Genomic DNA, 11,612 nt, shown 5'->3' on the forward strand with positions numbered 1-11,612 from the left:
TGCGCGGGTAACCGGGTACGGCGAGAAGCGGCGGGGGACAGCGGGGCGCGACGGGGAGCGGCGGGGACCGGCAGGGCGCGACGCGGCACCCCGGGGTGCCCGCGCGGCCGTGCGCTAGCCGGTGCCCCGGTGCCGGCCGCCGCGTGCCCCGCCGCGGGGTGCGTGCCGGGGCAGTTGGTCCGCGTAGCCGGCCTCCGTCCACACGTGGGTGCGGAACTCCTCCGGCGTCAGCACACCGGGCCAGGGTTCCCCGCCGGGGCAGAAGACGGATTCGCAGCCGTAGCAGTAGCGGGCGGGCGCCCACAGCGCGTCGGCCCGCGCCGCACCGGCCGACTCCGCGTCCTGTTCCTGCCGGTCGCCGCGCACCACGACGATGGTGCCGGCGAAGCACACGGCGGCCAGCAGGATGCCGCCGCCGAGCTGGAGCGGTTTGTCCTGGTCCATGCCCGTCCAGGCGAGCGCCGCACCCATTCCGGTGAGCACCATGCCCTCCAGGAAGTGCATACAGCCGTCGCCGGTCTTCTCCGGCCCTTTGGCCAGCCGGGTGCCCAACTCCTTCCGGAGCGCGCCCTTTCCGGTGCGTGCCTCGGACACGGGCCGGGTGTCGCCGCCGCCGCAGCCGGGGCATGTCGCCCCGTCGCCGCCGGACGCGCTGTCAGTCGCCATGCGGGCAACCTACCGGCGCCGGTGGCGACCCCGTGCGGGGAGGCCGGGGAAGAGGCACATGAGCGAGTCGAGACGTATCGTCCTCTCAAACTCCCGGGTGTGCCGTACCTTCGTGCCCATGGGGTCCCTGTGAGATCGAAGGCGCCGACGGCGTAGAGCAGCGCTCCGCCGTCGCCGCCGCCTCGGCGGCCAGCCCGCGTACCCGCTCCCAGTCCCCGGCCGCGAGCGCGTCGGCGGGCAGCATCCAGGTGCCCCCGACGCAGCCGACGTTGGGCAGCGCCAGATAGTCGGCCGCGTCGTCGGCGGTGATGCCGCCGGTGGGGCAGAAGCGGGCCCGCGGCAGCGGGGAGGCCAGGGACTTCAGATAGCCGGTGCCGCCCGCCGCGCGCGCGGGGAAGAACTTCATCTCCGTCACGCCGCGCTCCAGCAGGGCCATCGCCTCGGAGGCGGTCGAGACGCCGGGCAGGAAGGGCACTCCGGAGGCCCGCATGGCCTCCAGCAGCGCGTCGGTCCAGCCGGGGCTGACCAGGAAGCGCGCGCCTGCCGCCACCGCGGTCTCCACGTCCCGCGGACCCAGTACCGTGCCCGCGCCGACGACCGCCTCGGGTACGGCGTCCGCGACGGCCCGGATCGCCTCCGGCGCGGCGCCGGTCCGCAGCGTGATCTCGATCGCGGGCAGCCCCCCGGCCACCAGCGCCCGGGCCAGCGGGACGGCGTCCGCCGCGTCCTCCAGCACGACGACCGGGAGGACGGGGGCGAGGTCGAGCAGGGAGGGCGCGGAAGTCATGCCCGTATCGTGCCCGCGGGCAGCATCCTTCGCAACGGGCGTTGCGGCATGTGCAACCAGTCTGATCCGGCGGATCAGAGCTCGGTGACGACCACATCCAGCGCCCGCGCGTCCGGACCCTCGTCGCCCTCCACGGTGTAGCCCAGCTCGCGCAGCGCTCCGGCCAGCGCCGCGGGGGTCTTCGGCGCCGCACCGGACTCCAGCAGCGCCCGCACGATGCGGCCCTTGGTCGCCTTGTTGAAGTGGCTGACGACCGACCGCTTCTCCACCCCGTCCACCAGCCGGGACTGCAGGACCCGCACGGTCGCCGTGCGGCGCGCCAGTTCGCCCTTGGGCTTCCACATGCCCGCGTACGCCGACGAGCGCAGATCCAGCACCAGCCCGCCGCCCGCCGCCTCGGGCAGCACCGACTCCGCCGGGCCGCGCCAGAAGGCGCCCAGCGCACCCGTGCCCGGCAGCTTCACACCCGCGGACAACCGGTAGGAGGGGATCCGGTCGGTGACCCCGACGGCACCCCACAGCGCGGAGAAGACCAGCAGCGAGCGCGCGGCCCGCCGCTTGGCCGCCGTGCTCAGGCCGGCCAGTCCCAGCGCGTCGTAGAGCACCCCGGTGTAGATCTCCCCGGCGGGACGGGTCGGCGCGGTCCGCAGCCGGGCGTTCTTGGCGACCTCGCCGCGCAGCCCCTCGCCGATCCCCAGTACCCCGCGCGCCTTCTCCTCGTCGGCCCGGCAGAGCGCCACCAGTTCCTCCAGCACCGTCTCCCGCGCCGGGTTCAGCCCCGGAAGGGAGAGCGAGTCCAGGTCCAGCGGGCGCCCCCGCGAGCCCTCGGCCTTCCCCTCGGACGGGGGCAGCAGCACGAGCACGGCACTTCTCCTCGGTTCCTCGGTGCGGCGCCCGCCTGCGACGCCGGTGGTGCGATCCCTCCGGCCGCCGGAGGGGACCCCAGCGTACGGGCCCCGGCGCGGAACACCGCCGCTGGTCCCTCACACGGCGTGCGGGAACGAGAAGACCCGGTCCGGGTCGTACACGGCCTTGACCCTGGCCAGCCGCTCGGCGTTGGCACCGTAGTAGGCCCGCCGCCAGTCGCGCAGCGCCGGGTCGGGGCAGTTCTGGTAGGCGAACCCGCTGGCCCACGGCCGCATCGCGGCGTGGGTGGCGTCCAGCCAGCCGCGGTGCCCCGCCACCGCCTCGGCGCCGGAGCCGTCCGGCCAGGCGACGGCGTACTGCGCCAGGAAGCGGGCACTGCGGTGCACGAACGCCGTCGCGTCCGGGCGGGGCCGGTTGACGGCTCCGCCCAGCGCGTCGAGGACGACGCTCCCGGCGCCGCCGCCGCGCAGTTCGGCGACCCGCTCCACCCGGTCGAGCAGCGCCCGTATCCCGGCGAGCGGCAACGGGCGGGTGTAGAAGTCGGAGCGAGCGGCGTACGACTCGCGGGCCACCCTGCCCCGCTTGGTGCGGCCGGGCAGGGTGCCGCGCTGGTGCGCCTGGGCGAGGGTCCAGCCCGAGACGCCGCCCAGCACCTTCAGCGCGTCCAGGTAGCCGTGCCTGCGCAGCGACAGGTCGGCGGTCGTGCCGATCCGCCCCGCCAGCCGGTCCAGTTGCGTCTCCACCTCGCGCCGCGCCCCCAGCGACAGCCCGCCCAGCCGCACACTGCCCGGCCGCCCGCCCGCCGGCGCCGACAGCCGCAGATGCGACCAGATCTCCTCCGGCGCCACCGGCGCCCACCGCTGCCACTCGCGCACCACGGCCGCCGCCCGCGACCAGGGCCAGGAGAGGAAGAACGTCTGGCAGCCGGGCGCCACATGGGTGCGGAAGTCCAGCGCGGTGACGACGCCGAAGTTGCCGTTCCCCGCGCCGCGCAGCGCCCAGAACAGCTCGGCGTCGTCGGCCCCGCCGTCCGCGGACACCTCGCGCAGCGCGCCGTCGGCCGTGACGATCCTGGCCCCGGTGAGGCTGTCGCAGGTCAGCCCGTAGGCGCGGGCGACGGCGCCGATCCCGCCGCCCAGTGCCAGCCCGGCGATCCCCACGGTCGGCCCCGACCCGGCCGGTATCGTCCGCTTGTGCGCCGCCAGACCGGCGTGGACGTCGATCAGTTTGGCCCCGGCGCCCACCGTGGCCCGGCGTCCGGAGGCGTGCACCCCGGCGAGCCGCTGCACGTCGATGATCAGCCGGCCGTTGCCGCTGGACCAGCCCGCGGACGAGTGGCCCCCGCTGCGTACCGACACCGGTATCCGGTTGCGCCGCGCGAACGCCAGGCACTCGGCGATGTCGCCGGGCCCCGCGCAGTACGCCACCGCGGCCGGGCGCACCGCGTCGAACCGCGGGTTGAACAGCTTGCGGGCCGCGGTGAAGTCCCGGTCGCCGGGGCGCAGCAACGTTCCGTCCAGCCCGCTGCCGAGCGCCCTCCACGCCGCGCCCCTGGTGTCCGCGGCCCCGGCGCTCGCCGTGCTCGCCGTGCTCGCGGCGGCCCCGGCGTTCGCCGTGTCGGCCGGGCCGGCCGCGCTCGCCGGGTTCGTCCCACCGGCCGGGTCCGCGGTCCTCCCCGCGTCCCCTGAATCCGCGGTGTCCCCTGCGTCCCCTGTGTCCCCCGCGCTTCCCGCGTCCGCTGTGTCCGTCCCGTTCCCCGGGCCCGTTTCGCACTCCGTCATCCGCGTCCCCCTGGCCGCTGTCGCGCTTCCCGCCGCGCTCCGCGCCGCTTCGTCGTCCCGCGGCAGTCCGCGCCCCGCCTCCGCCGCCGTTCCCGGCATGTGCGCCGCCTCTTGCTCCGCTCGTCCCACCGCTCCTCGACGAAGATCCACTCCCCCGTGGGAAGGGACGGACCGGCGGGTGACGCGGTTCCGTCCGGTACCCGTGGCCCGCACCGGCGGCCCGTTACCTTCCGCCCCGCGGGCGGGTGAGCGGGGCCACCGGGGACGACCGGCCGCGCCGTACGGCGGCGGGGTGCGGGTGGCGGTCACCCCGGAAGCCAACCAGTACCACCGCACCCCCGCCAGCCAATTCTGGTTACAGTCGGCGGCATGACTGATGTGACCGGCTTTTCCGCGCGTGGCGATGTAAGGCCCCCTGCCGTGGCGGGTGGCGAGAAGGAAACCCTGCTGGCGTTCCTGCGGTATCTGCGCGAGGCGGTGATCGCCAAGGCCGCCGGACTCACCGACGAGGTCGGCCTCGCCCCGGGCGTGCCCTCCGGAACCAGCCTGCTGCGCCTGGTGCGGCATCTGACCCTGGTGGAGCGCAACTGGTTCGGCCATGCGTACGCCGGGCAGGGCGAACTCCTCGACGACGACGCGCCGCCCGAGCCGGGCGAGACCGGTGAGTCGCTGATCGCCGCCTACCAGGAGGCGATCAGCGCGTCGGACGCGGTCATCGCCGACTGCGACGACCTCGACCGGCCCGGGGCGCGCTCCCTGCGCGAGACCCCGCCGCCGACGATGCGCTGGATCCTCGTGCACATGATCGAGGAGACGGCGCGGCACGCGGGCCACGCCGACATCCTCCGCGAGCAGACCGACGGCGCCACCGGCCGCTGAACCGGGTCCGGACCCGCCCCGCCGGACGGCGGGCGGCCGGCCGGCGGCGCTCAGAACGATCCGAACGCCGGCCGCCCCGCCGGGGTGTAGGTCTGCATCGTGACGCCGGAGGGCAGCGCCTCGGCGGTCTCCAGCGCGAGCGCCGCGGGCACGCCGCCCTCCGCGAAGAGCCGTCGGCCCCTGCCCAGCACCACCGGGAAGACCAGCAGCCGGTACTCGTCGATCAGGCCGTGCGCCATCAGCGACCGGGCCAGCACGCCGCTGCCGTGGATCTGCAGATCGCCGCCCGGCTGCCGCTTGAGCTCCCGCACGGCCTCCGGCACGTCGCCCCCGAGCACCGTGCTGCCCTGCCACTCGGGGTTCCGCAGCGTGGTCGAGGCGACGTACTTGGGCAGCGAGTTCAGCCGGCGGGCGATCACCGGGTCCTCCTCGTCGCCGACCTGCGGCCAGTACGCCGCGAAGATCTCGTAGGTGCGCCGCCCCAGCAGGAAGGCGCCCGCACGGGCGAACCAGTCGCCGACGACCTCGCTCATCCCCTCGTCCGCGTAGGGCACCACCCAGCCGCCGAGGTCGAACCCGTCGCGCGGGTCCTCCCCGGGACCGCCGGGCCCCTGCATCACACCGTCGAGCGACAGCATCGTGGTCAGTGTCAGCTTGGCCATGGTCCTCGCCTCCGAGTTCTTCCCGCGTACCGGTGCCTCCGGTCCGCGCGCACCGAGGGCCCCGGTCTCTCCTGCTGGAGGAGGGACCGGGGCCCTCGGCGGAAATCATCGGTGACGGGCGGTCCGTCTCACACCACCGGCGCGCCCTCCTCGGCCGGCAGGGTGTCCATGAACGAGCTGACGGAGAAGACCGCGCGGCCCGCGCCCGCCGGACCGTAACCGGGAGGTGAGGAGAGCCCGTGCCGCTGCATCGCGGAGCGGTAGGCGTCCAGCAGCCGGATGTGGTATTCCAGCGGGGCGCCCTGCGGATTCGACTTGCCCAGCGGGGTCGTCGGCTCCGGGCACCAGGTGGTGAAGCGCGGGGTGATGCCGTGCGACATGAAGAAGTCCAGGCCCTCGGTGGTGGAGGCGATGGCGTCGTCCACCGTGCCGAACCCGTACGGCTCGGCCATCTCCACCCCGGCGACGAAGTTCGGGATCACGTTCCGGGCCCCGAAGACGTCCGCCGAGTCGAGCACGCGGCGGTGCCACTCCTCGCGGCCGACGTAGCGCTCCTTGCCGGGGCAGTACAGCTCGAACAGCCGCTTGTCCCACACCTCGAAGTTGGGGTGGTAGATGCGGATGCCGTGGTCGTGGAACCGCTTGACGTCGTCCTTGGGCAGCGCCTGCGCCACGACCTTGCCCGTCCAGCGGCCCGGGAAGCGCTCCTCGATGGCCTGCGCGTACTGCCCGTAGAAGTCCGCCTCGTCCTTGCCCTGGACCTGCGAGGTGATGGAGCCGCCGGTGAGGGTGTAGGCGTGCGAGGCGCCGAGCGTGTCGTGGTCCGAGATGATCTGCAGCGCCTCCAGCACCTCCTCGACCGGCTTGACCCCGGTGTACGGGCGGCCGGCGGCCTTGTGCTGGCGCCAGTTGTGGTTGATGTCGCAGTACTGGCACTCCTCCTTGGCGCCGAAGTACTGGCACACCCGGAAGACCGTCAGATAGATCAGGTAGCCCCACTGGATGGTGGGCGCCACCTCCATCACGGACTTGCCGTTGGCGAGCGTGTGCCGGTAGTAGTCCGGCATCGGCGGCAGGCCGACATCCGCGATCCGCCGCCCGTCCAGGTAGAGGCCGAGCGCGCCGTCCTCGCCGGCCCGCACCCGGTAGGGCGAGCTCGGGTTCACCCGTACGGAGACCACGGTGCGGCTCAGGTCGTAGGGACCTCCGGTCAGCACGATCTCCTCCGGCGGCCGCCGCAGCGCGGCCTCGCCCAGCTCGGGCAGGGTGCGGTGGTCGAAGGAGAAGATGAAGTAGGACTTCGGCTTGACCTCGCCCGTCGCCTTGTCGGCGGTGTCGCTGAGCGCCGAGTCGTCGAAGGCCATCCCGCCGCGCAGCAGGTCCTCCTTCAGCACGGCCTCCCGCGGGATATGCGGAAAGCGCTCCATGAGGTCCTCGACCAGAGCGGTGCGGTTGCCTTGCTCCGGTGGGACCTGCTGGCCCTGCTTGCCCCGTCCGGACGGCACGTGCGACGGCATCGGCAGGGGAGTCGGCGTTGGCGGCATGGTGTGATCAAGCTCCTCACTTCGCGGCCCGGGGGCGTACCCGACGGTACTCCGGTGCCCGAATCGGCCGCACACCTGCCTCTTGTTCCGTACGCCCGGCCCCGCGCCCGGCGGGCGGCACACGGCCCGCGGCGCGGGTGCGCGCGGGCTCACGCCGCGCGGAGCGCGCCCGGTCCCGCGGCGCGGAGGGTCACCGCCATACGTCGGGGCCGCCGCCGCGCCACTCGATCAGGTTGGGATCTTCGAGCTGGATCTCGGCGGGGTCGAGGCCGGCGCGGCGCAGGAACTCGACGACGTCCTCGGGCCGGTGTGCGAAGCCGAGGCTCTCGGTGTGTGCGGTCACTTTCCGTCCACCGGTCTGCGACGGAGGGTGTACGACGATCGGAGGGGTCATAACTCCAGAGTGCAACTTTGGCCAACGGCCCGCACCCGTGCCGGCGGCCCGCCCCCGGGACAGCCGCCCGGGCCTCGGGGAAGCGCCCCTGCCGCCGCCGCACGCCTCGGCCGGTGGCCTGCCCTGCCCCCGGGCCGACGCGGTGCCCCTCGCCCAGCGGGAGCTCGCCCGCCGCCGGGCCGGGGTGCGGTCTCGCAGGGATCCTGCGACCGGCCGTGCACGGCCCGGAGCGCCGTTCCGGAGCCGTTGTCAGTGGCCGGTGGCAGACTCCTGGACATCCGTAACCATCATGCTGGCTGCGTGTGGACGGAAGGCCCCGCCGACAGCGCGGCGGGGCCGCTCGACGGACGAAGGAAGGAACGCGCATGGCGGGAGCCGGGGGCAAGGGGAGCGCGGCGAAGTTCCGGGCCGTCACGGCGCTTCAGCGCCACGTGGTCAATCCGCTCTCCCGCCGGATGCCGGGTCAGACCCTGCTGGAGACCACGGGCCGCAGCAGCGGTGTCCCACGCCGCACACCGGTCGGCGGGCGCCGCGAGGGGCGGCGGTTCTGGCTGGTGTCCGAACACGGCGACCGGGCGCAGTACGTGCGCAACATCCGCGCCGACCCGCGGGTGCGGGTGAGGGTCTCCGGCCGCTGGTACACCGGGACGGCCCGGCTGCTCGCCGACGACGACCCGTACGCCCGCCTCGCCGCGCTGCCGCGGCTGAACAGCGCCGTGGTCCGCGCGGTGGGCACCGATCTGCTGACCGTCCGCATCGACCTCGACGCCGAGTGATCCGGCCGCACCCGGGCCGCGTCCCGGAGCAGTGCACAGAGCGAACCGGCGCACCGTGGAGAGGGCCCACCATGCAGCAGCCCGTGGCCGTCCCGGACCAGAACCGACGTGCCGTCACCTTCCGGGCGCTGCACGAGGGTCCCGACCCCTTCGTGATGCCCAACCCGTGGGACGCCGGGACCGCGCGGGTCCTCAGCGGGCTCGGCTTCGCGGCACTGGCCACCACCGGCGCGGGCCTGGCGCACGCCCGCGGACTGCCGGACAGCCGTGTCACCCGGGACGTCCTCCTCGACAACGCCAGGACCGTCGCCGAGGCCACGCCGCTGCCGGTCTCCGCCGACCTGGAGAGCGGCTTCGGCGAAACGCCCGACGACGTCGCGGAGACGATCCGGCGCGCCGCCGCTGCCGGTCTGGTCGGGGGCTCCGTCGAGGATTCCACCGGCCGGGACGAGGACCCCGTCCGCCCTCTGGGAGAGGCGGCCGAGCGGGTCGCCGCAGCCGTGGCCGCCGCCCGGGAACTCGACTTCCCCTTCACCGTCACCGCCCGCGCCGAGAACTTCTTCCAGGGACGGCCCGACCTGCCCGACACCATCCGCCGCCTCCAGGCGTACGAGGAGGCGGGCGCCGATGTGCTCTACGCACCCGCACTGCCGGACGCCGACGCGATCCGCGCGGTCTGCTCCTCCGTCGGCCGCCCGGTGAACGTCCTGATGGGATCGCCCGCCCTGCGGCTGAGCGTGCGCGAACTCGGTGCGCTGGGCGTGCGCCGGATCAGCGTGGGCTCCGCGCTGTCCCGGGCCGCGCTGGGCGCCGTCGTCCGCGCGGCCCGGGAGATCCAGGAACGGGGCACCTTCACCTTCGGCGCGGACGCCATCCCCTACGCCGAGGCCAACGCACTCATGACACCCGCTGCTCCGGCCGGGCCGGGGGAGTGACCCCGGCCGTCCGGACGCTCGGCGGCCTGAGCACCACCAGGAACGGAATGCCCCCGGGGCCAGGGGATTTGAGGGCAGCCGAACACGGCCGGGCACGCGGGCTGCCGCGTGCCCGGCCCCCGGAGCCGGCCCTCCCCGGGCAGGCGTGGGGGCCACCGGCGGCCCTGTCTACGATGTCGGGCATGGCGAAGCGCAAGGTGCAGCGACGGGCGCGGGCGATACTCGGCGAGCAGCCCGTGGCGCTGGTCTGGTGCGAGCTCCACACGTCCCTCCCGGTACCGCCGAAGGACGTGCACCGCGCCGCAGGCAGAGGCCGGCTGAAGCCGGGGCACCACTGGCTGCTGTACGTCGGCGCCGTCGTGTTCTTCTTCGTCGTCGTGCCGATGATGCTGATCGACAAGCTCGGCAGGAAGGGCGACCGCGCACCGGGAACGGGGAGCGCGGGCCCCCGACGCTCCACCCGGGACCGCGGCGCCGCGGACGACCGGGTGGACGATCCAGCCGCCGGCGTCTTCGACGGCGACTGGAACCTGACCGCCGGCCGACTTCTGCTGCGCTGGTACGGCCACTCGCCCAACCCCCGGCGACTGGTCGTGCTGGCGCACGACCGCATCTGCGTGGCCGCCTCTCCGCGCCGCAGGCTGTCACCCATGAAGGCCGGGGACTTCGTGCCCGTCGCGGAGTTTCCGCTCGGGGAGGCCCGGCTCGAAGGCGAGGCGGGCCAGCCGCGCGGATTCGCCACGTTCAGGATCCGCTTCGCCGACGGATCCTGGATCCAGGTCGGCCGCCTCGGCGAGCCCGAGGACGCCGACCACTTCCTGCGCACGATCAGCGCCTGACCGCCCCTGGCGACCTGTCCGGCTCCGCCCCCTCGTCCGGCCTCGGCCCGGCAAGGGCCCGGTCCCGCACCTGCTCCGCGGCATACGGGGCGCCGCGTTTGCCGCGGAGCACGGCTGCGGCGCGCCGGTGGTCGTGGTGCCGTTCGCCCGGCGTCCCTGTGGGGACCGATGGTCCCCGACCGGAGGGACCGTCGGCGCCGCGTCCGTGCCCCGTTCGCCCGGCGCCGCGTGGGGCAACGGCCGACAAGGTGGTCATGGACACGCACAGTGCGCCTCCTCGTGGAAGGGAACCCGCCATGGCACTGCACCAGCGACCGGGACCTCGCACCGACCGGGACCTGACGAACGGCTCCGCCCCCGTCCCGGACCCCGGCACCTCCGCGGCGGCCCGGCAGGCGGCAGCCGGATCCGCGGCTCTGGCCCGTACCGCGGCCACCGCTCGGCTGCTGACGGCTCTCACCTTCCTGTGGGCCTTCGGCGACAAGACCTTCGGCTGGGGCTACGCGACCCCGTCCGGCAAGGGCTGGATCGACGGGGGCTCACCGACCCGGGGCTTCCTCAGCGGTGTCTCCGCCGGTCCGCTGGAGGAGGTCTGCCACTCCTGGGCCGGAGCCGCGTGGGCGGACTGGCTGTTCATGCTGGGTCTGCTGGGCATCGGCGTCGCGCTGGCGAGCGGGGTGGCGCTCCGGGCCACCGCGGTCGCCGGAACGCTGATGATGGCGCTGATGTGGGCCGCGGAGTGGCCGCCCGCGCGCCATCTCTCCGACGGGGCGCCGAGCATGTCCACCAACCCGCTGGTGGACTACCACGTGCTCTACGCGGCCCTCCTGACGGTTCTCGCGGTGGCCTGCGCGGGGCGTACCTGGGGTCTGGGGCGCTGGTGGGAGCGGCAGCCGGTGGTGCGCCGGAACCGCTGGCTGCGCTGATCCGCCGAGAGGGAGCACGACGCGGACGTGTACCAGGGGCGGCCGGCCACGGCCGCCCCTTCGGCGTTCCGCCGCGCCCGCCGCGGCGTCGGGGCTCTGCCGCGGCCCGCGCCCGCGGATGGGCGTGCCGGACGGGGCCGTTCGGCCCTGGCCGATCCGCCCCGGCGCGGCGCTTCCTGGCGAGGAAGCCCTCGCGTGTCCGCGGGGAGCGGGCGAGCCGGGACAGCCGGAGCTGCTGGATGACGGACGCCGCCGCCACGACGCGGAAGCCGGTCAGGGTCTTCCTGCTCGACGACCACGAGGTGGTACGCCGAGGGGTGCACGACCTGCTGGACACCGAATCCGACCTGACGGTGGTCGGCGAGGCCGGCACCGCCGAGCATGCGCTGACCCGAATCCCCGCGCTGCGCCCCGATGTCGCGGTGCTGGACGTGCGACTGCCGGACGGCGACGGGGTGACCGTCTGCCGGGAGCTTCGTTCCCTGGCTTTGTTCGCGAGTTGTGAAGTCGGTTGTTGACGGATTTGGGAGGCGCCCTGGTCCACGGTCGGGTGATG

12 protein-coding genes and 1 pseudogene are annotated in these 11,612 nt (G+C 74.7%); 6 read left to right on the plus strand and 7 right to left on the minus strand.

Features of this window, described 5'->3' with window-relative positions; all coding sequences use genetic code 11:
* Positions 1-114: 114 nt before the first annotated feature.
* From A949_RS0128105 to A949_RS0128120, 4 genes are all read right to left on the minus strand, one after another.
* Positions 115-666, minus strand: a complete 552-nt coding sequence (locus A949_RS0128105; protein WP_019359390.1) for a hypothetical protein — start codon at positions 664-666, stop codon at positions 115-117.
* A gap of 85 nt (positions 667-751) precedes the next feature.
* Complete coding sequence (eda, locus tag A949_RS0128110) at positions 752-1,453, minus strand: bifunctional 4-hydroxy-2-oxoglutarate aldolase/2-dehydro-3-deoxy-phosphogluconate aldolase (RefSeq protein WP_019359391.1); 702 nt, start codon at positions 1,451-1,453, stop codon at positions 752-754.
* Between the two features lie 74 nt (positions 1,454-1,527).
* Positions 1,528-2,316 carry a peroxide stress protein YaaA gene (yaaA, locus tag A949_RS0128115; RefSeq protein WP_019359392.1) on the minus strand — a complete coding sequence of 263 codons (789 nt, stop codon included), beginning with the start codon at positions 2,314-2,316 and terminating at the stop codon, positions 1,528-1,530.
* Between the two features lie 120 nt (positions 2,317-2,436).
* Complete coding sequence (locus A949_RS0128120) at positions 2,437-4,200, minus strand: FAD-binding oxidoreductase (protein WP_019359393.1); 1,764 nt, start codon at positions 4,198-4,200, stop codon at positions 2,437-2,439.
* A gap of 270 nt (positions 4,201-4,470) precedes the next feature.
* Here A949_RS0128120 and A949_RS0128125 point away from each other — a divergent pair, with 270 nt between their 5' ends.
* Positions 4,471-4,980, plus strand: coding sequence for a DinB family protein (locus A949_RS0128125; protein ID WP_026005105.1), 510 nt, complete (start codon positions 4,471-4,473; stop codon positions 4,978-4,980).
* A 50-nt stretch (positions 4,981-5,030) separates the two neighbouring features.
* On the opposite strand, the gene A949_RS0128130 is transcribed toward A949_RS0128125, so the two are convergent.
* The 3 genes from A949_RS0128130 to A949_RS36875 form a co-directional block, all read right to left on the minus strand.
* Positions 5,031-5,642 (minus strand): dihydrofolate reductase family protein, encoded by a 612-nt coding sequence (locus tag A949_RS0128130; protein ID WP_019359395.1) that lies wholly within the window; start codon positions 5,640-5,642, stop codon positions 5,031-5,033.
* 128 nt (positions 5,643-5,770) lie between these two features.
* Positions 5,771-7,159, minus strand: a complete 1,389-nt coding sequence (locus A949_RS0128135; RefSeq protein ID WP_019359396.1) for a radical SAM protein — start codon at positions 7,157-7,159, stop codon at positions 5,771-5,773.
* 217 nt (positions 7,160-7,376) lie between these two features.
* Positions 7,377-7,529, minus strand: a complete 153-nt coding sequence (locus A949_RS36875) for a hypothetical protein (protein WP_019359397.1) — start codon at positions 7,527-7,529, stop codon at positions 7,377-7,379.
* 416 nt (positions 7,530-7,945) lie between these two features.
* Here A949_RS36875 and A949_RS0128145 point away from each other — a divergent pair, with 416 nt between their 5' ends.
* From A949_RS0128145 to A949_RS0128165, 5 genes and pseudogenes are all read left to right on the plus strand, one after another.
* Positions 7,946-8,356, plus strand: coding sequence for a nitroreductase/quinone reductase family protein (locus A949_RS0128145; protein ID WP_019359398.1), 411 nt, complete (start codon positions 7,946-7,948; stop codon positions 8,354-8,356).
* Between the two features lie 71 nt (positions 8,357-8,427).
* The gene (locus A949_RS0128150; protein ID WP_019359399.1) at positions 8,428-9,291 is read left to right on the plus strand and encodes an isocitrate lyase/PEP mutase family protein; all 864 of its coding nucleotides are present in this window, start codon (positions 8,428-8,430) and stop codon (positions 9,289-9,291) included.
* 182 nt (positions 9,292-9,473) lie between these two features.
* Positions 9,474-10,130 (plus strand): hypothetical protein, encoded by a 657-nt coding sequence (locus tag A949_RS0128155; protein ID WP_019359400.1) that lies wholly within the window; start codon positions 9,474-9,476, stop codon positions 10,128-10,130.
* 296 nt (positions 10,131-10,426) lie between these two features.
* Entirely contained in the window at positions 10,427-11,056 is a 630-nt protein-coding gene (locus A949_RS0128160) for a hypothetical protein (RefSeq protein ID WP_019359401.1), read from the plus strand.
* A gap of 239 nt (positions 11,057-11,295) precedes the next feature.
* Positions 11,296-11,538: pseudogene (locus A949_RS0128165) on the plus strand (response regulator); the annotation flags it as partial.
* Between the last annotated feature and the right edge of the window lie 74 nt (positions 11,539-11,612).

This window comes from Streptomyces sp. AA1529 (assembly GCF_000280905.1).
Taxonomy (GTDB): Bacteria; Actinomycetota; Actinomycetes; order Streptomycetales; family Streptomycetaceae; genus Streptomyces.

Coding starts and splice junctions, on each gene's coding strand:
- A949_RS0128105 (WP_019359390.1), bottom strand. CDS start 666: ATGGCGACTGACAGCGCGTCCGGCGGCGACGGGGCGACATGCCCCGGC.
- eda (WP_019359391.1), bottom strand. CDS start 1,453: ATGACTTCCGCGCCCTCCCTGCTCGACCTCGCCCCCGTCCTCCCGGTC.
- A949_RS0128120 (WP_019359393.1), bottom strand. CDS start 4,200: ATGCCGGGAACGGCGGCGGAGGCGGGGCGCGGACTGCCGCGGGACGAC.
- A949_RS0128125 (WP_026005105.1), top strand. CDS start 4,471: ATGACTGATGTGACCGGCTTTTCCGCGCGTGGCGATGTAAGGCCCCCT.
- A949_RS0128130 (WP_019359395.1), bottom strand. CDS start 5,642: ATGGCCAAGCTGACACTGACCACGATGCTGTCGCTCGACGGTGTGATG.
- A949_RS0128135 (WP_019359396.1), bottom strand. CDS start 7,159: ATGCCGTCGCACGTGCCGTCCGGACGGGGCAAGCAGGGCCAGCAGGTC.
- A949_RS0128145 (WP_019359398.1), top strand. CDS start 7,946: ATGGCGGGAGCCGGGGGCAAGGGGAGCGCGGCGAAGTTCCGGGCCGTC.
- A949_RS0128150 (WP_019359399.1), top strand. CDS start 8,428: ATGCAGCAGCCCGTGGCCGTCCCGGACCAGAACCGACGTGCCGTCACC.
- A949_RS0128155 (WP_019359400.1), top strand. CDS start 9,474: ATGGCGAAGCGCAAGGTGCAGCGACGGGCGCGGGCGATACTCGGCGAG.
- A949_RS0128160 (WP_019359401.1), top strand. CDS start 10,427: ATGGCACTGCACCAGCGACCGGGACCTCGCACCGACCGGGACCTGACG.